This window comes from Mesorhizobium sp. RCAM 06353 (genome assembly GCF_059683585.1).
Window position 1 is genome coordinate 1,482,013 of record NZ_CM185031.1, and the last position, 22,520, is coordinate 1,504,532.

Sequence of the window (22,520 nt, forward strand, 5' to 3'; positions counted from 1 at the left end):
GCAAAGGGAAACAAACATGGCTTATGACGTCGTTATCATCGGATCGGGACCCGGCGGCTATGTCTGCGCCATCAAGGCGGCGCAGCTTGGGCTGAAGGTTGCGGTGGTCGAGAAGAACGCCACCTTCGGCGGCACCTGCCTCAACATCGGCTGCATCCCGTCCAAGGCGCTGCTCTACGCCTCCGAGATGTTCGCCGAGGCCGGCCATTCCTTCGACACGCTCGGCGTCGAGATCGCGGCACCCAAGCTCAACCTCAAGAAGATGATGGCGCACAAGGATGCGACGGTGGCGTCCAACGTCAACGGCGTCGCCTTCCTGTTCAAGAAGAACAAGATCGACTCCTTCCGCGGCACCGGCAAGGTGGTCGCGGCGGGCAAGGTCTCGGTCACCTCCGAAGACGGCAAGGTCGAGGAGATCGAGACCAAGAACATCGTCATCGCCACCGGCTCGGATGTCGCCGGCATTCCTGGCGTCAAGGTCGATATCGACGAGAAGGTCATTGTGTCGTCGACCGGCGCGCTGTCGTTGGAGAAGGTTCCCGGCCACCTGGTGGTGGTCGGCGGCGGCGTCATCGGACTCGAACTCGGCTCGGTCTGGGCGCGGCTCGGCGCCAAGGTCACCGTCGTCGAGTTCCTCGATACCATCCTTGGCGGCATGGACGGCGAGGTCTCAAAACAGTTCCAGCGGCTGCTCTCCAAGCAAGGCTTCGAGTTCAAGCTCGGCGCCAAGGTGACAGGCGTGGCCAAGGCCAAGAAGGGCGCCACCGTCACCTTCGAGCCGGTGAAGGGTGGTGCGGCTGAAACCATCGCCGCCGATGTCGTGCTGATCGCCACCGGCCGCCGCGCCTATTCCGACACTCTCGGGCTGAAGGAAGCAGGTGTCGAAGTCGACGAGCGCGGCCGGGTCAAGACCGACGCTCATCTCAAGACCAACGTGCCCGGCATCTATGCCATCGGCGATGTCATCGCCGGGCCGATGCTGGCGCACAAGGCAGAGGACGAGGGCGTTGCTGTCGCCGAAACCATCGCCGGCCAGGCCGGCCATGTGAATTACGATGTCATTCCGAGCGTCGTCTACACCAGCCCGGAAATCGCCTCGGTCGGCAAGACCGAGGAAGAGCTGAAGAAGGCCGGTGTCGACTACAAGGTCGGAAAATTCCCGTTCAGCGCCAATGGCCGGGCACGCGCCATGCTGCACACGGACGGCTTCGTGAAGATCCTCGCCGACAAGGCGAGCGACCGGGTGCTTGGCGTGCACATCGTCGGCTTCGGCGCCGGCGAGATGATCCACGAGGCGGCGGTGCTGATGGAGTTCGGCGGTTCGTCGGAGGACCTTGCCCGCACCACCCACGCGCATCCGACAATGTCGGAAGCGGTGAAGGAAGCGGCGCTGGCCACGTTCTTCAAGCCGATCCACATTTAAAGGCGCCCAACGCTTCGTCATCCCATGGCGGAGCAAGGAGCGAAGCGACGCGGCGCAGACCCCTGGAGCTGCTCCGCAGCCCAAGGGATCCATGCCGTGACTTCAGAGCGTCGCGGCGGTCCAGAGTTCTGCTCCGCTGCATTCCTTGGTTGATGTCGCGGCATGGATCCTCGGGTCAAGCCCGAGGATGACGAACCGCGGTGCCATCGCCCAAAACAAAACGGCCCGCCTTTCAGCGGGCCGTTCGTATTCGATGTCGCGCCGATCAGTTGGCCGGGGCAGGAGCCGGTGCTGGCGCAGGAGCCGGTGCCGGTGCGGGCGCAGGTGCCGGAGCGGGCGCAGGCGCAGGAGCCGGTGCTGGTTCGGCTGGCTTGGCCGGTTCGGCTGGCTTCATCGGTTCTGCCGGCGCTGGCGCCGGGGCCGGTGTGCTGGCCGCTGGCGGCTCGGCGGGTGCCGGATGTTCGCCGCTTCTGCCGAAAACGTAATACGCGACAATCGCCAGGATAACGACGACCAGCGCAATCAGCCAGGGGCTGCCGCCCCCGCCGCTTGGCCTGGGAGTGTCGTTCGATGGATTCGCCATAAAAGTGTCCTCCGTGGATGAAAATGATCAATCAACAGCCATCAACGCGCAACCGTTGAATGGGTTTCACGCTAGCGAAGGAAACCGCCGGAAACGCGGCGTTTTGCTCCCCCCGGTGCCATCCGACTCAATTGACGGCGATGACAGTATAGCCGGCTTTGCGGAAATCCTCACCAGTCCCGCGGGACCGGGAAGGTGGCCCTTCCGCCAGCTTGATTTCGAGTGCCTCGCCGGGCGGCGGCGTTTCGCCACGCAGCGAGCCGAGCCAACCGATGCTATCGTTGGTTGTGAGGGAGTTGCCGGTATGACACCCACTGCACAGACTTTCCCCGATCCCGAGAGCGCTCTTGCCGGCGCTCAGTTCGCCGACCGATACGTGCTAACAACCGATGGTCTTGCCCTGACCGCCATTGGCGCGGCCGAACGTGTTCTGGGGCGGTCACCGCGATGGGTCGGCCGGCTTACGCAGCTGCGCAATCTCGCCGTGAGGCCATTTGGGCTGAAAGCGGGGGCGGAACCCGACACGCCGCCGGAAAGCAGGATTGGCATCTTTCCGCTCATCAGCCAGGCACAAGGCAGGGTCGTCCTTGGCCTGGACGACCGGCATCTCGATTTCCGCCTCCTGGTGGAGGTGGACGACCTCGGCGCGGGCCGGCAGCAGGTGGCTGTGTCGACGATCGTGAAGACACACAATCTGCTTGGGCGGACGTATCTTGCCATCATCATGCCGTTTCACCGGATCATCGCTCCGGCGATGCTGGCTCAGGTCTTGATCAGATAGGGGTTAAAACCCCACTGCCGTGACAGTGTAGCCGGCCTTGCGGAAATCCTCGACCAGTCCCTGCGGACCAGGAAGGTGCAGGGCGCCGACCGCCATGAAGGCGTTGCCCTTGGCCAGGATCGGCTCGGCATGATCGACCATCACCTTGTTGCGGCTGGTGATCATGGTTTCCTCGAAGGCGGCATAGCCGGCGGGATCGTTCTGCTCTTCGGGCATGGCGGCGCGGAACAGCGGCCAGAACATGCCGGTGTCGCCGCGCTGGTAGAGTATGATCATGGTTTCGTTGATGTCGTTGACCTTGTCGCCCAGCTTCAGCGTGTCGACCAGGCCCTTCATGTGAAAGGCGAGCGGCAGCGAGGCCATGGCTCGCAACTGGCTCTCGGCCGTCTCCAATCCCTCAACCGACTTGCCGGCGGCCTTGGCACTCTCGGCCAGCTTGACGTCGAGCACCGGCGCCCCGCCGGACTGGCGGGCGAGTTCGCAAGCCGGAAGCGCCATCATGGCAGACAGCATCCACGGCTTCATCTTGGCGACGGTTGCCGGCGGGATGCCGCGCGCGTCGAGTGCCGCATTCATCGCCGCTGCTTCGTCCGGCTTCAGCAAGGACGACAGCGTCGTGGAGTCGGTGAACATCATCAGGTCCGGCTCTTTCAGCATTGCCGTCATCATCTTCTGCTTGTCGAGCACATCGGTGGTTTCGATGATGAGGGTGCCGGCGGCGTCAAAGGCCTTCTGAGCTTCCGGCGTCAGCGTGGTGACGCGCGGGTCGGTCATGTGCATGGTGCCGAACAGGTAGGATGGCTGTTCGCCTGATTTTTCCAGCTTCCACAACAGGCCCTTGCCATTCAGCGTGGCGGCGGCTTCCGCCTCGATCTTGCTGTAGGTGGCGGGGCTGCTCGTCTGCAGGGCCGACAGCATGTCGGCGCCGCTGCAGGTCGGGACTTCAGCATGCGCCCTGCCGGCCGCGAACAAAAGGACGGCAAGAAAGGACAGGAAAAACAGCACGTTGAGTGCAACAAGCAGCTTCAGCGACAGGGAAGCTGCACGGTCGGCGATGGCGATGACACGTTTCATGATCCTATTCCTAGGACCGAAAAGCGGCAAAACGGTTAATTGGTACCGCGAAATTGAAGGCTTCACGCCCTCGGATGCGCCGATTCGTAGATTTCGAGCAGCCTTGCGGTGTCGACGCCGGTGTAGATCTGCGTCGTCGACAGGCTGGCGTGGCCAAGCAATTCCTGGATGGTGCGCAGATCGCCGCCACGTCCCAGCAGATGCGTGGCGAAGGAATGGCGCAGCGCGTGCGGCGTCGCGGTGTCCGGCAGGTTGAGCGCCGAGCGCAGCTTGGCCATGTCGCGCTGGATGATGGCGGGGTTGAGCGGGCCGCCGCGGGCGCCGCGAAACAACAGGCCCTTCGGATCGAGATGGTAGGGGCAGAGCCGGCGATATGCGGCGATTGCCCGCAGCGCCACCGGCAGCACCGGCACGAGCCGCGTTTTGCCGCCCTTGCCGGTGACGCGCAGCACGGTGTCGGCCTCCGAGGCCAGATCGGCGCCGGCGAGGCCGAGCGCTTCCGAAATGCGCAGGCCAGAGCCGTAGAGCAGCGTCAGCACGGCGGCATTGCGGGCGGCGATCCAGGGCTCTTCGGCCAGTTGGCCTTCAACCGATACGACCTGTTTGGCGTCGCTCGCCGTCAGCGGTTTTGGCAGCGATTTGGGCTGGCGCGGCGCGCGAAGTGCTGCGGCACCAGCCGCATTGGCAAGACCGCGCCGCTCGAGAAAACGCAGCAGCGAGCGGATGCCGGCCAGCCCGCGGCCAAGCGTGCGGGCGCCGGCGCCGGCGTTGCGGCGGGCGGCGAGAAAGCCGCGGAGATCGGCCGGGCGCAGATTGGCGATGTCCGAAATGCCGGGCGAGCCGCCGCAATGGCCGGTGAGGAAATGCAGGAACTGGCGCGTATCGCGCTCATAGGCCTCGACGGTTGCGGGTGACAGGCGACGTTCACGCGCGAGCATCTTCAGCCAGCTTTCACGCGCCGCCTGGAGATCGGGTTTCGCCGGGATGAGGAATTCCTGCATGGCGCCATTTTCGGGTATTCGGGTTAGGAAGCGGTGAAGAGCCCGCCATTGAAATGACAAGGGGCGATCATTGAAATGATGCCGGGCTGGGGTTAGAGCAAAGCCAAAGGATTTCATGCCATGAGCAAGCCGCAAAACCCCGTCCAGATGGCCGTGATCGGCGCCGCCCATGGCATCAAGGGCGAACTCAGGGTGAAGACCTTCACCGGCGAGCCGCTGGCGCTGGCCGATTATGGGCCGCTCTATGCCAGGGACGGCCGCGTCTTCCAGATCATCGACATCCGTCCCGCCAACACGGTTGTCGTGGTGCGCTTCAAAGGCATTGCTGACCGCAATGCCGCCGAGGCACTCGCCGGCACCGAACTGTTCGTCGACCGGTCGATGCTGCCCGACGATGGCGAGGAGGATGAATTCTACCATGCCGACCTCGTTGGACTGGAGGTTCGGGACGATACCGGCACCGCGCTTGGCAAGGTGGTCGCGGTGCATAATTTCGGCGGCGGCGACATTCTCGACGTGACGCTTGCCGGCCGCAAGGGCGTGCTGATCCCGTTCACGCAGGCCGCCGTGCCTCAAGTGTCGATCGCCGACGGGTTTGTCCGTGTCGACCCTGTGGCGGCCGGACTTGTCGAGGACGAGGATGGTGACGCGCCACGCGACGACGATTTCGACCCGAAGGGCAGGCCGCGCGGACCGCGCGACGCCGGAGGCAACCGGTGAGTTTCTCGGCTAGCGTGCTGACGCTCTATCCCGAGATGTTTCCCGGCGCGCTCGGCCTGTCGCTGGCGGGCCGCGCGCTTGAGGCCGGCACCTGGACGCTGGAGGCGATCCAGATCCGCGATTTTGCCACCGACAAGCACCGCACCGTCGATGACACGCCGGCCGGCGGTGGCGCCGGCATGGTGATGCGCGCCGATGTGCTGGCCAGGGCGATCGACCATGCTTCGCCGGCGGGCGATGCGCGTCCGCGTCTTTTGATGAGCCCGCGCGGAAAACCGCTGACCCAGGCGCGCGTGCGCGAACTCGCCGCCGGGCTGGGTGCCGTCATCCTGTGCGGTCGCTTCGAAGGTGTCGATCAGCGGGTGATCGACGCGCGGGGATTGGAGGAAGTCTCGATCGGCGATTTCATCCTGTCGGGCGGCGAGCCGGCGGCGCTGGTGCTGCTCGACGCGGTGGTGCGACTGTTGCCCGGCGTCATGGGCAACGCGGTGTCCGGCCAGGAAGAGAGCTTTGAGAATGGGCTGCTCGAGCATCCGCACTATACAAGGCCGCAGGAGTTCGAGGGCCGGGAGATTCCCGATGTGCTGATTTCGGGCAATCACAAGAAGATCGCTGCATGGCGTCGGGAGCAGTCTGAGAGGCTGACCAAAGAGCGGCGGCCCGACCTGTTCGCTGCTCAGCCCTTCCCGAAATAATAGAAAGCCAGAAACAGGCCGACGGCGATGACGAATCCGCGCACCACATTCTGCGGCACGCGCTTGGCAATCCACACGCCGGCGTAGCCGCCGAGCGCGCCGCCCGGGATCATGATGATCGCCTGCGGCCAGGCGACGACGCCGCCCGAGACGAAGACGATGATGGCGACAGCCGCAATGACGACGGCCAGCATGTTCTTCAGCGCGTTCAGCCGATGGTAGTCGCCGGCCTGTGTCAGGCCGAGCGTCGCCAGCATCATCACGCCCATGCCGGCGCCGAAGAAGCCGCCATAGATGGCGGTGACGAACTGCGCCAGCGAACCGGCGAGCGAGCCGACCGATGCCTCGTGCCCCGGTTTTGGCTCTGGTTTCAGCCACGGCCCGGCGGCAAACAGCGCGGTCGCACCCAACAGCAGCCACGGCACCAGGACGCGGAAGGATGGGTTGTCGAGCGCCAGCAGGATCAGCGCGCCGGCCAGTGCACCGATTGCCGAGATCAGGCAAAGAAGAAGGGCGCCGCGCCAGAAATGCCTGATGTCGTCCCAATAGGCCAATGTCGAGGTGATGTAGCCGGGGAATTGCGTGACAGAGGAGGTGGCGTTGGCGACGATCGGCGGCACGCCGACCAGTGTCATGGCGCCGAAAGTGATGAAGGTGCCACCGCCGGCGACCGCGTTGGCGGCGCCGGACAGAAAGCCTGCCAGGAACAGCAGGATGGCGTCGAAAACAGACATGCAATGCCGCCACGGAAAACTGTGTTATGTCAGGCTTAGAAAGCCCCAGGGAGCGGCGCAACCCGGCATGAAGCGATTACGATGGTGCCATGCCGGCAAAAAAGACTCCTGCGCGGGCGTGACAAAGCGCTGAAATAGCTGTATGTGCCCGCCGAACCGGAAGAAGAATCTGCCGGACCCGTCAACAATGACGGTGTAGTCGCCCCTGCCTGATGTTCTCGAACAAAGGGCATAGCCGAGCGGTCAATGGAACTGCAAGGCGAGCGTAGGGCGCTCTGACTGTCGGAAGAACAAGAAGTGGACTATTGAGATGGATATTCTCCGTCAGCTCGAGGCCGAGCAGGCCGCCAAGATCGAAGCCAAGCGCAAGCTTCCCGAATTCCAGCCCGGCGACACCGTGCGCGTCCAGGTCCGCGTGACCGAAGGCACCCGCACCCGCGTCCAGGCCTATGAGGGCGTCGTCATCGCCCGCGCTGGTTCAGGCTTCCAGGAAAATTTCACCGTCCGCAAGATCTCCTACGGCGAAGGCGTCGAGCGCGTGTTCCCGGTCTACTCGCCGATGGTCGAAGGCGTCGAGATCGTGCGTCGCGGCAAGGTGCGTCGCGCCAAGCTCTATTACCTGCGCGATCGTCGCGGCAAGTCGGCCCGTATTTCGGAAAACACCGGCGTGCGCGCCCGCAAGCTCAACGATGAGGAGCGCGATGCGCTGAACGCCGAGAAGGCCCGCATCGAAGCCGAGAAGGTCGCCGCCGCCCAGGCGCTGGCCGCCGAGACGGCCGCCAAGGAAGCCGCCGAGAAGAAGGCCGCCGCCGAGGCTGAGGCCGCCAAGGCCGCTGAAGCGACCCCGGCCGAATAAGATTTCGGAATTCCCATTCAAAAAGGCGGCTTCGGCCGCCTTTTTTCGTTTGGCGAACATCTAATACCTTTGACAATTGGCCGAGACATTTGTGCTTCGTCATCCACGGGCGAAGCAAGGAGCGTAGCGACGCGGCGCAGACCCGAGGATCCATGCCGCGACTTCTGAGCGCCGCTACGGTGCAGAACCGGCTGGTTAGCGCTACCCTCATTCTGAACCGCGGCGCTCGTGTCGAACGTCACGGCATGGATCCTAGGGTTTTCGCGACGTCGCTTCGCGACTGCTCCACTCTAGGATGACGAAGTCCGGGATTCCCGCCGTCGTTTAAAGGTAGCAAAAACACACAGCAGCGAGAGGCTTGACGCATATCATCTTGTGTACTAAATAATCGTGTACAAGATAATTGGAGATTTGATATGGCACTCTACACCACACAGGCTCACGTCACCGGCGGCCGCGCCGGCCATGGCGAGACCAGCGACGGTCTGCTCAAGGTCGATCTGGCGATGCCCAAGGAGCTCGGCGGGCCGGGTGGCGCGACCAATCCCGAGCAGCTTTTCGCCATCGGCTACGCCGCCTGCTTCGAAAGCGCGGTCCGCTTCATCGCGCGCAAACAGAAGCTACCGCTCACGGATGCCGGGGTAACCTCCACCGTCAGCCTGCTTCCCAATGGCGAGGGCTTCAAGCTCGGCTTGGCGCTCGCTGTGGAAACGAAAGGCCTTGATCAGGCGGCGGCTGAAGCGCTTGTATCAGCGGCGCACCAGGTTTGCCCCTATTCCAACGCCATCAGGGGCAATATCGACGTGGCGCTTTCGGTAAAGGCGGCATGACGGCAAAAGTCGAAACGAGAGCCAAGGAAGTCCCGGCGGAGACCGCCGGGACTTTTCCCATGCCGCGGCTCGATCAGCAGCTGTGTTTCGCGCTCTATTCGGCGAGCGGGCTGATGACGAAGCTCTATCGGCCATTGCTCGATCCGCTTGGTCTCACCTATCCGCAATATTTGGCCATGCTGGCACTATGGGAGCACGCGCCGAGCACGGTGGGCGCGCTTGGTCAGGCGCTTGGCCTGGATTCCGCGACGCTGACGCCGCTGCTCAAGCGGATGGAGGCAGGCGGCCTCGTTACCCGCCGCCGCGATGCCGCCGACGAGCGCCGGGTGCTGGTCGAGCCGACGGCCAAGGGCCAGGCGCTGCGTGCGCGCATCAAGGATGTGTCCGCAGCACTTGCCTGCAGCGTGCCGCTGGAGCCGGGCGAAGCGAAAGCGCTGCACGCAACGCTCACTCATCTTGTTGCCGGTCTGCGCAACGCCGTAACGGAAGATCCGGCGGCAGGTGCGGAAGCGCTGGTTTCTGGCTCGACATAACCAGATCATCCCGAAATCCCTGAATTGAGGGCATTGGAATCCCTTTTCGCGCGCGCTGACGCAGCGGACCGTCTTGCGTGACGCATGCGGAAAGCTAAAGTCGGCGCCGGATTTTCCAGTAAGCCCGGCCGATATTCGGGCGCTTTCAATTTTCGGGAGTGTGTCATGACCAAGTCGAAACTGCTGCTGGCCGGCCTGCTGGCTCTCGTGCTTGCGCCCGTCGCCGCATGGGCTGCCGATGCGCTGCCCGATCTCGCCGGCAAGAAGGTGGTGGTGGTCACCGAAAACGCCTATCCGCCGCTGCAGTTCATCGATCCCAAGACCGGAAAACAGATCGGCTGGGAATATGACGCGATGAACGAGATCGCCAAGCGGCTGAATTTCAAGGTCGAGTACCAGAACACCTCCTGGGACGCGATGATCCAGGCGGTTTCCGACAACCAGTACAACATCGGCATGACCGGCATCACCATCAAGGATGACCGCAAGGAGAAGGTTGATTTCTCCGACCCCTATATGCGTTCGGAGCAGTTCATGCTGGTGCGCGGTGACGAAAGCCGTTTCACCGACGCCAAGACCTTCGGCGCCTTCAAGGACGGGTTGATCGGCGCGCAGGCCGGCACCACGCCCTTCTACACCGCCGTCTACAGCGTGCTCGACGGCAATGAGCAGAACCCGCGCATCAAGCTGTTCGAGACGTTCGGCGCCACGGTGCAGGCATTGAAGTCGGGCGATGTCGACGTCGTGCTGACCGACGGCACCGCCGGCAAGGGCTATGTCGATGCGTCCGAGGGCAAGCTGAAGCTGATCGGCGGACCGCTCGGCACCGAGGACTTTGGGTTCATCTTCCCGAAGGGGTCGGACCTGGTGAAGCCGGTCAACGCGGCAATCGCGGCGCTGAAGGCGGATGGGACGCTTGATGCGCTGAACAAGAAGTGGTTTCTTGATTACAAGATGGGGCAGTGAGCGATCTTGGTGGGGGTCTCGGGTGATAGCGCGCTGACATTGCGCCTAGGCACCCCCCTCTGTCCTGCCGGACATCTCCCCCGCAAGGGGGGAGATTGGCTGTTTCTTCCGCTTTCGCCAATCACCAACGTTGCAAGAAGAGTGCCGTCGACAAAGATGCCGATCTCCCCCCTTGCGGGGGAGATGGCCGGCAGGCAAGAGGGGGGTGCCTTGGCGCGATCCTTTTGATGCGGGGGCCCTCCACCAAACCCGACTTCCCTTGGTGGCTTGCCGTTGCCGCAGCGCTGGCACTGGTCGCGGCCCTGTCGATCGCGGCCAGCAACCTCTATGCCCAGGTCTTCGCCACTGTCGCCAAGGGCATCGGCGTCACCGTCTTCGTCACCGTGGTGGCTTTCGCGCTGGCGTCGATCATCGGTCTCGGCATTGCGCTGATGGGCCTGTCGGGCTCGCCCTGGCTGCGGCAGATCGCCCGCTTCTATGTCGAGATCATCCGCGGCGTGCCGATCCTGGTGCTGCTGTTCTGGATCGCGTTTGCCGGCGCGCCGGCCTTCGTCGCGGCCTGGAATGCGCTGACCGCGCCGCTGCAAAGTGCGGGCTATCTCGGCGAGCTCCTGGTGCGCGACGTGTCGCTGTTGTGGCGCGCCATCATGGCGCTGACCATCGGCTATTCGGCCTTCATCTCCGAGGTTTTCCGGGCCGGCATCCAGGCGGTCGAGAAGGGCCAGATCGAGGCGGCCAAGGCGCTCGGCCTGAGCCGCTCGCAGCGCTTCCGGCTGATCGTCTTTCCGCAGGCGATCCGCACCATATTGCCGCCGCTCGGCAATGATTTCGTCGCTTTGGTCAAGGATTCCTCGCTGGTCTCGGTGCTCGGCGTCGCCGACATCACGCAGATGGGCAAGGTCTATGCCGCCGGCTCGTTCCGCTTCTTCGAGACCTATTCGATAACAGCCTATATCTATCTCATCTTGACCGTCAGCCTGTCGCTGGCGCTCAGGGCGCTGGAACGGCGGCTGCGAAACCAGCATCAGGAATAGTTTTCCGGCGAAGACGGCGCTACGATCCCCGGCATATCTCGTTGAGGAGGTCTCATGATCGTCGACAAGGCCAATGCGGCGCTGGATTCCGTCTACGGCGCCGACACGCCGGAAACGCTGGCGCAGGCCTATGCCGCCTGGGCCGCGACCTATGACAGCGAGACCGCCTCGCTCGGCTATTTGCTGCCGTTCCTGATCACCGCCTGGGTGGCGCGCCATGTGCCGGCGGGTGAAGGGCCGCTGCTCGATGCCGGCTGCGGCACCGGCCTGTCGGGGCCGTCGCTGAAGGCGCTCGGCTATGGCGACATTGTGGGGCTCGACCTGTCGGACGACATGCTGAAGATCGCTGGCAGCCGCAACGCCTATAGCGAGCTGAAACAGGCGATGCTGGGCGGGCCGTTGCCATGGCCGGACGGCCATTTCCGCGCCTTCTTCTCGACCGGCGTGTTCACCATCAGCCATGCGCCGGCGTCGGGACTGCATGAACTGGTGCGCATCACCGGGAAAGGCGGCCACGCCATCTTCACCGTGCGCGACCAGGTGTTTGAGAGCGGCGGCTTTCAGGGCGTTTTTGATGAGCTGGAGCAGGCGGGCAAATGGCGGCTCGTCGAACAGAGCCCGTGGTTCCGCTGCTACGCCATCGCCGAACCGGATGCGCTGGTGAAGACGTTTGTGTTCGAGGTGATGTGAGCGGCGCCAACTTCCCTTCTCCCACAAGGAAAGGGAAAGCCGCACCGCCACGCCGCAATTGCCGAAAAGCCAAAACATTGGTATGAGCCACGCCATGGAAGAGCTTTTTGGCGATCCGGCTTACAAGGGTTTCGTGCTGCAGGACAGAAAACGCCTGCCGTCGCGCTTTTCCGCGCGCGTCAGCGGTGCGCTGACCAGCCGACTTAGCTAGGCCGACCTGTCCAGGTCGTTCGCCGGCCCGTGATTGCCGGCTTTGCTCTTTCCCTTCTCATATCGACGGATTTACGCACATGAGCGCACCGCGCACCCTCTACGACAAGATATTCGACGACCATGTCGTCGACCGCCAGGACGACGGCACCTGCCTGCTCTACATCGACCGCCACCTCGTCCATGAAGTGACCAGCCCGCAGGCCTTCGAAGGCCTACGCCTGAGCGGCCGCAAAGTCCGCCATCCGGAAAAGACGCTGGCCGTGGTCGATCACAATGTCTCGACCTCGCCCGAGCGCAAGTTCGGCATCAAGAACGAGGAAAGCCGCATCCAGGTCGAGGCGCTGGCCAAGAACGCCAAGGATTTCGGCGTCGAATATTATTCCGAAAACGATATCCGCCAGGGCATCGTCCACATCATCGGCCCGGAGCAGGGCTTTACCTTGCCCGGCATGACCATCGTATGCGGCGACAGCCACACCTCGACTCACGGTGCTTTCGGCGCGCTGGCGCACGGCATCGGCACCTCCGAGGTCGAGCATGTGCTGGCGACGCAGACGCTGATCCAGCGCAAGGCCAAGAACATGCTGGTGCGCGTCGACGGCCAGTTGCCGGAAGGCGTCACCGCCAAGGACATCATCCTGGCCATCATCGGCGAGATCGGCACCGCAGGCGGCACCGGCTATGTCATCGAATATGCCGGCGAGGCGATCCGCGCGCTGTCGATGGAAGGCCGCATGACGATCTGCAACATGTCGATCGAGGGCGGCGCGCGCGCCGGCCTGATCGCCGCCGACGAGACCACGTTCGCCTATGTCAAGGACAAGCCGCGCGCGCCGAAGGGCGCGGCCTGGGATGCGGCACTCGAATACTGGAAGACGCTGCAGTCCGACGAAGGCGCGCATTTCGACAAGGTGATCGTGCTCGACGCGGCCAAGCTGCCGCCGATCGTCTCCTGGGGTTCCTCGCCCGAGGATGTCGTCTCCGTGCAAGGCATCGTGCCGAACCCGGACGATATCACCGACGAGAACAAGCGCACCTCCAAGCAGCGCGCGCTCGACTATATGGGCCTGACGCCGGGCACCAAGATCACCGACATCGCGCTCGACCGCGTCTTCATCGGCTCCTGCACCAATGGCCGCATCGAGGATCTGCGCGCCGCCGCCAAGGTGATCGAGGGCAAGACCGTCAATCCGCGCGTCAACGCCATGATCGTACCGGGCTCCGGCCTGGTCAAGGAACAGGCGGAAGCCGAGGGTCTCGACAAGATCTTCCTCGCCGCCGGGTTCGACTGGCGCGAGCCGGGCTGCTCGATGTGTCTCGCCATGAACGACGACCGGCTGAAGCCGCATGAACGCTGCGCCTCGACCTCGAACCGCAATTTCGAGGGACGGCAAGGCTTCAAGGGCCGCACCCACCTGGTGTCGCCGGCGATGGCGGCGGCGGCGGCGATCGCCGGCCACTTCGTCGACATCCGCGACTGGAAATAACGTCCCGTCTACACGTCCTTGTGATTGCCAGACCCCGGACTGCCTTGCGCTTCCGGGGTCTTTTTCATTCGTGCGGCCCACATATTCGCCTGGACTTAACCGCTTGTTTGGGCTTGCGCTCTAAGCTCTTCCCTGACGTCAAGCGAGGGGAAGTCACCGTCCTTTGGACACCGGTCTGTTCATAGCGCTGCTCAATCCGACGATCGCGCTGGCACTCGGCGCGGCCTTCCTTGTGCTATGGACCTATCAGCGCCATCGGCCCTATCTGGCCATGCTGGCGCTCAGCTATTGTGTTTCGGCGCCCGGCTTTCTGTTCCAGTACTTCACCTTGCCCATCGGCATGGCGCTGACCAAGCTGGTATCCAACATCTGCTTCACCATTGCCGGCTGTTGCCTGTCGGGCGCCATCGTCGCCCGCTACGGGCGCAAGGTGCCCTATGTCGGGATCGGCGTTCTGGCAGGCGGTGGCCTGGCATCGTTTTGCTGGTTCCTGTTCGTCGCGCCGGATCTCACCTGGCGTATCCTGGCGATGAATTTTGCTTTTGGCGGCATCAGCCTTCTGGTCGCCGCCGAATTGCGACCGGTGCGCAACAACGGCCCGACCGAGAAAATCCTGTTCGTGCTGTCGCTGCTGTCGGGCCTGAACTTCTTCGTGCGCACGCTTGGCGTCGTCATCGCGCACGGCCCGTTCACCAGCTATGACGGGTTCTACGGCTCCTCCTACTGGACGACGGCGCTGCTGTCGCACGCGCTGCTGTCACTGCTGATCGCGCTTTGCCTGTTCACCGCCGCCGCCCTCGACGTCATGCAGGCGCTGAAGGCCGAGACGCATACCGATCCGTTGTCGGGCCTGCTCAACCGGCGCGGCTTCGAGGAGCGCGCGGCCCAGCTCCTGCAACACTGCGCGGTGGCCAGGTTCCCGGTGGCGCTGGTGCTGGCCGACCTCGATCATTTCAAGGCGCTCAACGATGTGCATGGGCACGCCGCCGGCGACCGGGTGATCGCCGATTTCGCTGCCAAGCTGCGCGCGGCTACGGGCGCGCGCGGAGCTGCCGGGCGCATCGGCGGCGAGGAGTTCGCCGTGCTCTTGCCGTTGAGCGATCTGGCGGCCGCGCGGCTGTTCGCCGAGGCTGTACGCACGCTCTACTCTGCAGGCGGCGTCGACGGGCTGCCCCCCGGCACCAAGGTCACCGCCAGTTTCGGCGTGGCCGCCCGCAGCGGCGACGAAGCGCTTGAGCCCTTGATGCACCGCGCCGACGAGGCGCTCTACAAGGCCAAGAAGAATGGCCGCGACAGCGTGCGCCTCTCCTACGAACGGCCGGAAATGGCGCTGGTGCCGGAGCCGTCCAAGACCGGCTGACACCCGCTTATTTTAGCGCACGTTAACGTCTTTTTCGCCCGTCGATGCTTAGCTGAGGCACGGGTGTGAAAGAGATGAGCGGCGCGAACTTCATCCTGTTGATCAATCTGTCGGTTGCCGGCCTGCTGGCGGCATCCTTCATGGCGGTCGCGTTCCACGATGTCGGCCGCGCCCCGGCGCGCTGGTTCGCCTTTGGTTATGTCCTGGGCATGGCCTATTCGGCGATCGAATTCAGCATTCCCGTCTTCACCGATGCCCGGATCCCGGTGGTCACCGCCTTTGCGGTCTTCCTTGGCGCAACAATAGCCTTCAATGCCGGGCTGGCCCGCAAATACGGCGTGGCGCCGCCATGGCCGCCGATGCTGTTCTTCCTGGTCGCCGCCACCATCGCCGTCTACTTCGTCCAGGACCTGCCGCGCCAGTCGCTGGCCCGCATGATGGCCTACCAGCTTCCCTATGCCGTGATGCAATTCGTCGGCCTGGCCATCGTCTGGTTGTCGAGGCAAAGGCGAGGCCGGCTCGATCGTATCCTGATGGCCGTGCTCGCCGCCAGCGGTGTGCAGTTCGCGTCAAAGCCGTTCATCGCGCATGCGCTCGGTGGCTGGGGCGCCAATCCGCAGGCCTATCTACAAAGTAACTACGCGCTGGTGTCGCAATCGCTCGGCACCGTCTTTGCCCTGGCCCTGGCGCTGCTGATACTGGCCATCCTGGTTCTCGAGGTGCTGGCTGAAGTGACGTCGAGGTCGGAGACCGATACGCTGTCGGGATTGCTCAATCGCGGTGCCTTCACGCGCCAGGCCGAGCACGCGTTGCTTGGCGCCGTGCGGCAAGGCGTTCCGGTCACGCTGGTCATCGCCGACCTCGACCATTTCAAAGCCATCAACGACAGTTTCGGCCATGCCTCCGGCGATCGGGTGATCGAGACCTTCGCCGGTTTCCTGCGCGAGGCCGCCGCCGGACACCATGTCGCGGGCCGCATCGGCGGCGAGGAATTCGCCATCATCCTGCCGGGGACAAACCTTGCCGCCGCCCGGCTGTTCGCCGAGGGCACGCGCAGCGCGTTCGGCACGCTGCCCATCGACGGACTGCCGGCGGACAATCGCTGCACGGCGAGTTTCGGTGTCGCCGAACTTCATCCTAGCGAAACCATCGCCGATCTCATGCGGCGCGCGGATGAGGCGCTTTATCTGGCGAAGAATGCCGGGCGCGACTGCGTGCGTGTCTCGGCCGGACCGGGAGGCGAATGGTCATCCAACGCGATCGTCATGAGCTCTAGATCAGGATGATCTCTGGACAAACGGGAACCCGTTTGTCCGAGAAAACCGGTTCCCACTTTTCGGGATCATGCTCTAGAGCGTTTCACCGTTTCATGGAAACGGCGAACCGCTCTAACTCTTTGTTTTGACGCAATTCCTGACGGAAAACCGCTCACACTTTTCCTGGAATTGCTCTAGCGGCAAGGGCTGAGTTCGGGCATCTCGCCGTCGGACAGCCCGTACATGTAGCTGCGGCCTTTGACGAAAACCGGAGGCCGGTAGCAATCGCTGTAGCCCGAGATTTCGTCGGCTTCGTTCTGGTAGATCACCTTGGGCTGGCCGGCGCTGGTGTAGTCGGACAGCTGTTTGGCCAGCTTGCCTTCGCCGACGATGATGCGCTTGTAGCCAGCGGCGCTTTCGATGACGAGATTGCCGAAGGAATCGGCGTAGACGCGATCCTCATGACGCGCGCCGGCAAGTGCGGGCGCCGCCAGGCTGGCGACCGTGGCCGCCAGGATGAGCGCCGCTAGGCGCGATCTGCCAGAGTTCGAACGCATGATGTCTTCCTTTTCGAGGAGCCTCCTCGAATCAGAAATTAACCTTTTATTAACCTTTGTTAAGAGGCTGGCGCGTTGCGCGGCGATGTCTTGTCGAACATGGTTAATTTCCGACTGGGAGGAAAACTCGACGGCCATCATTCGGCCATGCTTGGCCGCACCATCGCGGCCGGCTCCGAATGCGACAGCGGTGGGTGCCCTTGATCTTGGCAAAGCATCGCGGCTAGCTTGTCGCATGGGAGGACAGCATATGGCGTTACGCCGGACGGTTTGGGTGTCCGTTTTCCCATTGCTCGCTATCGTCGCTGCCTGTGTGCCGCAGGATGGCGCGCCGAAGGCGGCCAATACCGTCCCGCCCGCTCCGGCTCAGCAGTCCATCGCAGCCGTGGCGCCCCCGGCATCCGCGCCTCCAGCACCGGCGACCAAGATCACCACCGATCTTACCGCGCCGCGATCCACTGTGGGTACAGCGACCTATGGATGCGGCAATGGCAGTGCGATCACCATCCAGAATCTCGGCTCGTCGTTGCGTGTGATCGAGCCGGGTGGCGGGACCGAAGAGTTTGTGGCGTCGCCCGCCAACCAGTCCAGCCGCTACCAGGAGGCTGCCACGCATAACGCAATCGTGATCGACGGGCGTGAGGCGCTGGTGATGAAGAGGGGCTCGACGCCGCAGACCTGCAAGCGATAGTTCGAATCTCAACGCAGCCGAGCCCTGGACCAGATATGCTGCACTGCAGCGATATAGAGCCGGCTGCCGGCCATCAGCCCCTAATCGATTGAAGCCAGGATCTGCCTTTTTGTCAGACTAAATGACGTTTCCAAAACGATTTTCTGGCTTTGACGCGGTGCAAAAAGAGCATTAGAAACCGGCTGTCCGAAGTCGCAACCGGAAGCGGCAATGCCGCATTTTCACCTGCGGTTCAGAGACGCCGAAACTGGGGGAGCCATGAGCAAATCACCAGCCACCCGCGAATTCGCCAGACGTGAACGGCCGCTCTCGCCGCATCTGTCGATCTACCGGCCGCCGATCACGATGACGATGTCGATCATCCATCGCATCACCGGCGGGGTGCTCTATTTCGGCACGCTGCTGGTCGCCGTCTGGCTGATGGCGGCGGCAAGCTCGCAGGCGACCTTCGACTGGGTCAACTGGGCTTTCGGCACGTGGCTCGGCCGGCTCATCCTGTTCGGTTACACCTGGGCGCTGATGCATCATATGCTCGGCGGCGTGCGCCACTTGGTCTGGGATACGGGCGCGGGGCTGGAGAAGCTCACCGCCTCGAAGATCGCCTGGGCGACGCTTGCCGGGTCGATCCTGCTCACATTGCTGATCTGGATCGCCGGCTATATGGCACGGGGAGCCTGACCATGAGCACTGGCAAGACCGACATGCGCACGCCGCTGGCCAAGGTCCGCGGTTTGGGTTCGGCCCGCGAAGGCACCGGGCATTTCTGGCGCCAGCGCCTCACCGCCATCGCAAATATCCCGCTGACGCTGTTCTTCGTCGGGTTCTTGATCGCGCTCAACGGCGCCGGCTATGCCGAGGTCCGCGCCGCGCTTGCCAATCCATTCGTCGCGCTGATCATCATACTGGTGCTGGTCTCCGGGCTCATCCATATGCGGCTCGGCATGCAGGTGATCATAGAAGACTACGTGCATGGCGAAGGCATGAAGCTGGCGCTGATCGCGCTCAACACATTTTTCACCATAGCGGTTGGCGTCGCCTCGATCTTCGCCCTGCTCAAGCTGGCATTCGGAGGCTGAGTTGGCCAAGGACACGAAATCAGCCAACACGGCAGGCTACACCTTTGTCGACCACAAATTCGACGTGGTGGTGGTCGGCGCCGGCGGTGCGGGTCTGCGCGCCACGCTCGGCATGGCCGAACAGGGCCTGCGCACCGCCTGTATCACCAAGGTGTTCCCCACGCGCTCGCACACGGTGGCCGCGCAAGGTGGCATCGCCGCCTCGCTGTCCAACATGGGCCCCGATTCCTGGCAGTGGCACATGTACGACACCGTCAAAGGGTCGGACTGGCTGGGCGATGTCGACGCCATGGAATATCTGGTGCGAGAGGCGCCTGCTGCCGTCTACGAGCTCGAGCACTATGGCGTGCCGTTCTCGCGCACCGAAGAGGGCAAGATTTACCAGCGGCCGTTCGGCGGCCACATGATGAACTATGGCGAAGGCCCGCCGGTGCAGCGCACCTGCGCCGCGGCCGACCGCACCGGCCATGCCATCCTGCACACGCTCTACGGCCAGTCGCTGAAGAACAATGCGCAGTTCTTCATCGAGTATTTCGCGCTCGACCTGATCATGGAGCCGGACGGCACCTGCACCGGCGTCGTCGCCTGGAATCTCGATGACGGCACCATCCACCGCTTTTCGGCCAAGATGGTGGTGCTGGCGACCGGCGGCTATGGCCGCGCCTATTTCTCGGCGACCTCGGCGCACACCTGCACCGGCGACGGCGGCGGCATGGCGGCTAGAGCCGGCTTCCCGCTGCAGGACATGGAGTTCGTGCAGTTCCACCCGACCGGCATCTATGGCGCCGGCTGCCTGATCACCGAAGGCGCGCGCGGCGAGGGCGGCTATCTCGTCAATTCCGAGGGCGAGCGTTTCATGGAGCGCTATGCGCCATCGGCCAAGGACCTTGCCTCGCGCGACGTCGTCTCACGCTGCATGACGCTGGAGATCCGCGAGGGCCGTGGCGTCGGCAAGAAGAAGGATCATATCTTCCTTCATCTCGACCATCTTGACCCGGCGGTCTTGCACGAAAGGCTCCCGGGCATTTCGGAATCAGCAAAAATCTTCGCCGGCGTCGACCTGACCAAGGAGCCGATCCCGGTGCTGCCGACGGTGCACTACAATATGGGCGGCGTGCCGACCAACTACTGGGGCGAGGTGCTGAGCCCGACGGCAGAGAACCCGGACCGGGTGTCGCCCGGTCTGATGGCGGTCGGCGAGGCGGGCTGCGCCTCGGTGCATGGCGCCAACCGGCTGGGCTCGAACTCGCTGATCGATCTGGTCGTGTTCGGCCGCGCCGCGGCGATCCGCGCCGGCCAGGTCATCGATCGCAAGTCGGCGATCCCTTCGCCCAACGAAGCCTCGGTCGAGAAGATCATGGTTCGCTTCGACGGGCTGCGCCACGCCAATGGCTCGACGCCGACGGCGGTGCTGCGCGAGAAGATGCAGAAGGCGATGCAGGAAGACGCCGCCGTGTTCCGCACGCAGGAATCGCTGGAAAACGGCTGCAAGCGCATTTCGCAAATCTGGGGCGAGCTCAAGGACATCAAAGTCTCCGACCGCTCGATGATCTGGAATTCCGATCTGGTCGAGACGCTGGAGCTGGAAAACCTGATGGCCAACGCCATCACCACCGTCTACAGCGCCGAGGCGCGCAAGGAGAGCCGCGGCGCGCATGCCCGTGAAGACTTTTCCGCACGCGACGACGCCACATGGCGCAAGCACACGCTGGCCAGGCTGAGCGAAGACGGCAAGGTGACGCTCTCCTACCGGCCCGTGCACACCGAACCGCTGCTGGCCGAAAAGGATGGCGGCATCAGCCTCGCCAAGATCGCGCCCAAGGCCAGGGTGTACTGATGATGGCGCTGGCGGGCTCAGGCTATTCCGGCACGCCCCTTCCGGCCAAGCTCGGCCTGAAGGACGGCATGACTGCCGCCTTCATAGCGCTGCCACCGGAGCTCGACGACCTGACCGATGCCGTGGCTTTTGCCGAAGTCGATCGGCTGACCGATTGGTCTGCCATTGCAGGGGCCGCTCTCAAATACGACGCCATCCATGCCTTCACCAAACAGCGCGCCGAGATCGAGGATCGCCTTGGCGACGTCGAGGCGGCGATCAAGCGCAATGGCATGGTCCGGGTGTCCTGGCCGAAAAAGGCATCGAAAGTGCCGACCGATGTCACCGAGGGTGTTGTCCGCACTGAAGCGCTGAAGCGCGACCTCGTCGACGTCAAGGTCGCCGCCGTCAATGAAATCTGGTCCGGGCTGAAGCTCGTCATCCGAAAGGACCTGAGGTAATGGTCGAACTGACGCTCCCCAAGAACTCGAAGATCCAGCAAGGCAAGACCTGGCCGAAGCCGGAGGGTGCCACGAATCTGCGGGAATACCGCATCTACCGGTGGTCGCCGGACGATGACGAGAACCCGCGCATCGACACCTATTTCGTCGACATGGACGATTGCGGGCCGATGGTGCTCGACGCGCTTTTGTGGATCAAGAACAAGATCGACCCGACGCTGGCCTTGCGCCGCTCCTGCCGCGAGGGCATTTGCGGCTCCTGCGCCATGAACATAGACGGCTCCAACACACTGGCCTGCACCAAGGGCTGCGACGATATTTCCGGCGCCGTGAAAGTCTACCCGCTGCCGCATATGCAAGTGGTCAAGGACCTGGTGCCCGACCTCACCAACTTCTACGCCCAGCATGCCTCGATCGAGCCGTGGCTGAAGACGGTGTCGCCGCAGCCGGCCAAGGAATGGCTGCAGAGCCATGAGGACCGCGAGAAGCTCGACGGGCTTTACGAGTGCATTTTGTGCGCCTGCTGCTCGACCTCGTGCCCGAGCTATTGGTGGAACGGCGACCGCTATCTCGGCCCGGCAACGCTGCTGCAGGCCTATCGCTGGCTGATCGACAGCCGCGACGAGGCTAAGGGCGAGAGGCTCGACAATCTCGAAGACCCGTTCCGGCTCTACCGCTGCCACACCATCATGAACTGTGCGCAGACCTGTCCCAAGGGCCTCAACCCGGCCAAGGCGATCGCGGAGATCAAGAAGATGATGGTGGAGCGGCGGGTTTAGGCGGAGCAGGTTTGCTGCAACCTTCGGACGTAGCGATCCTTGGCGCCCCCCTCTGTCCTGCCGGACATCTCCCCCACGGGTGGGGAGATTGGCTGTCATTGCGGCTTTCGCCAATCTCCAAGGTTGAAGGATAGCGCGCTGTCGGCGAAGCTGCCGATCTCCCCCCTTGTGGGGGAGATGTCCGGCAGGACAGAGGGGGGCGCTGTCCCGCCAGCCTCAGAAAGGATTGTAACCCAATGAGCGAAGACCTTCCCATCCTCTCCCCGATCGAAGCGCGCGTGCTCGGCTGCCTGATCGAGAAGAAGGAGCTGACGCCGGATGTCTACCCGCTGACGCTCAACGCAGCTCTTGCCGCCGCCAACCAGAAGACGGCGCGCGAGCCTGTCATGGCGCTGGAGCAGACAGAGGTGCACCGGGGTCTGAAGCTGCTCGAGCAGAAGGGGCTGGTGCGGCAGATGTTCGGCTCACGCGTCGAGCGCTATGAGCATCAGATGGCGCAGCGCTTCTCGCTGACCACGCCGCAGACCGCCTTGCTCGGCCTGCTCTTGCTGCGCGGACCGCAGACGGCGCATGAACTCCTGGCGCGAGCCGAACGCATGGCGCGGTTTTCGTCGATCGAAGACCTGCGCGCTGAACTCGACATGCTGATCGGCCGCCGGCCGCCGCTGATCCAAGAAATCCCGCGCGGGCCAGGCCAGCGCGAGGATCGCTACGTGCATCTCCTCGCTGGCCCGGTGGATGTTGCGGCCCTTTCGGCCCAGCGGAGTGCGCCGGCCATGCCTCACTCCGACCTGGAAGCGAGAGTGGAGGCGCTGGAGCAGGAAGTCGCGGCCCTTCGCGCCCGGCTTGACGCGCTGGGCGGTTGAGGCCGCCAGCAATAACATGAAAACGCCGGCTCTCAGGC

The 22,520-nt window shown here is 63.8% G+C and carries 25 protein-coding genes; 21 read left to right on the forward strand and 4 right to left on the reverse strand.

Features of this window, described 5'->3' with window-relative positions; translation table 11 throughout:
* The first annotated feature begins 16 nt into the window (after window positions 1-16).
* The 3 genes from lpdA (at window position 17) to AC56QX_RS06865 (ending at window position 2,787) form a co-directional block, all read left to right on the forward strand.
* On the forward strand, window positions 17-1,423 hold the full coding sequence (gene lpdA, locus AC56QX_RS06855) for a dihydrolipoyl dehydrogenase (RefSeq protein WP_497114681.1): 1,407 nt from the start codon (window positions 17-19) through the stop codon (window positions 1,421-1,423).
* Window positions 1,424-1,585: 162 nt separating this feature from the next.
* On the forward strand, window positions 1,586-1,930 hold the full coding sequence (locus tag AC56QX_RS06860; protein WP_497114683.1) for a hypothetical protein: 345 nt from the start codon (window positions 1,586-1,588) through the stop codon (window positions 1,928-1,930).
* An 89-nt stretch (window positions 1,931-2,019) separates the two neighbouring features.
* On the forward strand, window positions 2,020-2,787 hold the full coding sequence (locus tag AC56QX_RS06865) for a DUF2867 domain-containing protein (protein WP_497114686.1): 768 nt from the start codon (window positions 2,020-2,022) through the stop codon (window positions 2,785-2,787).
* A 3-nt stretch (window positions 2,788-2,790) separates the two neighbouring features.
* On the opposite strand, the gene AC56QX_RS06870 is transcribed toward AC56QX_RS06865, so the two are convergent.
* On the reverse strand, window positions 2,791-3,861 hold the full coding sequence (locus AC56QX_RS06870) for a TraB/GumN family protein (protein ID WP_497114688.1): 1,071 nt from the start codon (window positions 3,859-3,861) through the stop codon (window positions 2,791-2,793).
* Window positions 3,862-3,923: 62 nt separating this feature from the next.
* Window positions 3,924-4,862 (reverse strand): tyrosine recombinase XerC, encoded by a 939-nt coding sequence (locus AC56QX_RS06875; RefSeq protein ID WP_497114690.1) that lies wholly within the window; start codon window positions 4,860-4,862, stop codon window positions 3,924-3,926.
* A 120-nt stretch (window positions 4,863-4,982) separates the two neighbouring features.
* Between AC56QX_RS06875 and rimM the strand changes: the two genes are divergently transcribed.
* A complete protein-coding gene (gene rimM / locus AC56QX_RS06880) occupies window positions 4,983-5,582 on the forward strand; it encodes a ribosome maturation factor RimM (protein ID WP_497114692.1) in 600 nt (199 codons plus the stop codon).
* The gene (gene trmD, locus AC56QX_RS06885) at window positions 5,579-6,277 is read left to right on the forward strand and encodes a tRNA (guanosine(37)-N1)-methyltransferase TrmD (RefSeq protein ID WP_497114694.1); all 699 of its coding nucleotides are present in this window, start codon (window positions 5,579-5,581) and stop codon (window positions 6,275-6,277) included. Before rimM ends, trmD begins: the two co-directional genes overlap by 4 nt.
* Here the strand turns inward: trmD and AC56QX_RS06890 are convergent.
* Window positions 6,259-7,011, reverse strand: coding sequence for a sulfite exporter TauE/SafE family protein (locus AC56QX_RS06890; protein WP_497114696.1), 753 nt, complete (start codon window positions 7,009-7,011; stop codon window positions 6,259-6,261). The two genes, trmD and AC56QX_RS06890, sit on opposite strands and share 19 nt — an antisense overlap.
* A gap of 310 nt (window positions 7,012-7,321) precedes the next feature.
* Between AC56QX_RS06890 and rplS the strand changes: the two genes are divergently transcribed.
* The 9 genes from rplS (at window position 7,322) to AC56QX_RS06935 (ending at window position 16,266) form a co-directional block, all read left to right on the forward strand.
* On the forward strand, window positions 7,322-7,867 hold the full coding sequence (rplS, locus tag AC56QX_RS06895) for a 50S ribosomal protein L19 (protein WP_027042867.1): 546 nt from the start codon (window positions 7,322-7,324) through the stop codon (window positions 7,865-7,867).
* Window positions 7,868-8,283: 416 nt separating this feature from the next.
* Complete coding sequence (locus AC56QX_RS06900) at window positions 8,284-8,697, forward strand: organic hydroperoxide resistance protein (RefSeq protein ID WP_497114698.1); 414 nt, start codon at window positions 8,284-8,286, stop codon at window positions 8,695-8,697.
* Window positions 8,694-9,230, forward strand: coding sequence for a MarR family winged helix-turn-helix transcriptional regulator (locus AC56QX_RS06905; RefSeq protein ID WP_497114700.1), 537 nt, complete (start codon window positions 8,694-8,696; stop codon window positions 9,228-9,230). The genes AC56QX_RS06900 and AC56QX_RS06905 overlap by 4 nt, the downstream gene beginning before the upstream one ends.
* A 165-nt stretch (window positions 9,231-9,395) precedes the next feature.
* Window positions 9,396-10,196, forward strand: a complete 801-nt coding sequence (locus AC56QX_RS06910) for a transporter substrate-binding domain-containing protein (RefSeq protein ID WP_477221483.1) — start codon at window positions 9,396-9,398, stop codon at window positions 10,194-10,196.
* 227 nt (window positions 10,197-10,423) lie between these two features.
* Window positions 10,424-11,230 carry an amino acid ABC transporter permease gene (locus tag AC56QX_RS06915; protein WP_497114701.1) on the forward strand — a complete coding sequence of 269 codons (807 nt, stop codon included), beginning with the start codon at window positions 10,424-10,426 and terminating at the stop codon, window positions 11,228-11,230.
* A gap of 54 nt (window positions 11,231-11,284) precedes the next feature.
* Window positions 11,285-11,920 (forward strand): class I SAM-dependent DNA methyltransferase, encoded by a 636-nt coding sequence (locus AC56QX_RS06920; protein ID WP_497114703.1) that lies wholly within the window; start codon window positions 11,285-11,287, stop codon window positions 11,918-11,920.
* Window positions 11,921-12,210: 290 nt separating this feature from the next.
* On the forward strand, window positions 12,211-13,620 hold the full coding sequence (gene leuC / locus AC56QX_RS06925; protein ID WP_497114706.1) for a 3-isopropylmalate dehydratase large subunit: 1,410 nt from the start codon (window positions 12,211-12,213) through the stop codon (window positions 13,618-13,620).
* Window positions 13,621-13,783: 163 nt separating this feature from the next.
* A complete protein-coding gene (locus AC56QX_RS06930; RefSeq protein WP_497114708.1) occupies window positions 13,784-14,980 on the forward strand; it encodes a GGDEF domain-containing protein in 1,197 nt (398 codons plus the stop codon).
* A gap of 74 nt (window positions 14,981-15,054) precedes the next feature.
* Window positions 15,055-16,266, forward strand: coding sequence for a GGDEF domain-containing protein (locus AC56QX_RS06935; RefSeq protein ID WP_497114709.1), 1,212 nt, complete (start codon window positions 15,055-15,057; stop codon window positions 16,264-16,266).
* Between the two features lie 164 nt (window positions 16,267-16,430).
* On the opposite strand, the gene AC56QX_RS06940 is transcribed toward AC56QX_RS06935, so the two are convergent.
* The gene (locus AC56QX_RS06940) at window positions 16,431-16,793 is read right to left on the reverse strand and encodes a hypothetical protein (protein ID WP_497114710.1); all 363 of its coding nucleotides are present in this window, start codon (window positions 16,791-16,793) and stop codon (window positions 16,431-16,433) included.
* A 250-nt stretch (window positions 16,794-17,043) separates the two neighbouring features.
* Here AC56QX_RS06940 and AC56QX_RS06945 point away from each other — a divergent pair, with 250 nt between their 5' ends.
* The 7 genes from AC56QX_RS06945 (at window position 17,044) to AC56QX_RS06975 (ending at window position 22,482) form a co-directional block, all read left to right on the forward strand.
* Window positions 17,044-17,484, forward strand: coding sequence for a hypothetical protein (locus AC56QX_RS06945; RefSeq protein ID WP_497114712.1), 441 nt, complete (start codon window positions 17,044-17,046; stop codon window positions 17,482-17,484).
* Window positions 17,485-17,742: 258 nt separating this feature from the next.
* On the forward strand, window positions 17,743-18,162 hold the full coding sequence (gene sdhC, locus AC56QX_RS06950) for a succinate dehydrogenase, cytochrome b556 subunit (protein ID WP_497114714.1): 420 nt from the start codon (window positions 17,743-17,745) through the stop codon (window positions 18,160-18,162).
* Window positions 18,163-18,164: 2 nt separating this feature from the next.
* On the forward strand, window positions 18,165-18,560 hold the full coding sequence (gene sdhD / locus AC56QX_RS06955; RefSeq protein ID WP_497114717.1) for a succinate dehydrogenase, hydrophobic membrane anchor protein: 396 nt from the start codon (window positions 18,165-18,167) through the stop codon (window positions 18,558-18,560).
* Window position 18,561: 1 nt separating this feature from the next.
* Window positions 18,562-20,397, forward strand: a complete 1,836-nt coding sequence (gene sdhA / locus AC56QX_RS06960; RefSeq protein WP_497114720.1) for a succinate dehydrogenase flavoprotein subunit — start codon at window positions 18,562-18,564, stop codon at window positions 20,395-20,397.
* A gap of 2 nt (window positions 20,398-20,399) precedes the next feature.
* The gene (locus tag AC56QX_RS06965) at window positions 20,400-20,837 is read left to right on the forward strand and encodes a DUF3052 domain-containing protein (RefSeq protein WP_497117699.1); all 438 of its coding nucleotides are present in this window, start codon (window positions 20,400-20,402) and stop codon (window positions 20,835-20,837) included.
* Window positions 20,837-21,616: a succinate dehydrogenase iron-sulfur subunit gene (locus AC56QX_RS06970; protein WP_322417065.1), complete on the forward strand. Its 780-nt coding sequence runs from the start codon at window positions 20,837-20,839 to the stop codon at window positions 21,614-21,616. Before AC56QX_RS06965 ends, AC56QX_RS06970 begins: the two co-directional genes overlap by 1 nt.
* 236 nt (window positions 21,617-21,852) lie before the next feature.
* Window positions 21,853-22,482, forward strand: coding sequence for a YceH family protein (locus tag AC56QX_RS06975; RefSeq protein WP_497114723.1), 630 nt, complete (start codon window positions 21,853-21,855; stop codon window positions 22,480-22,482).
* The last annotated feature ends 38 nt before the right edge of the window (window positions 22,483-22,520 follow it).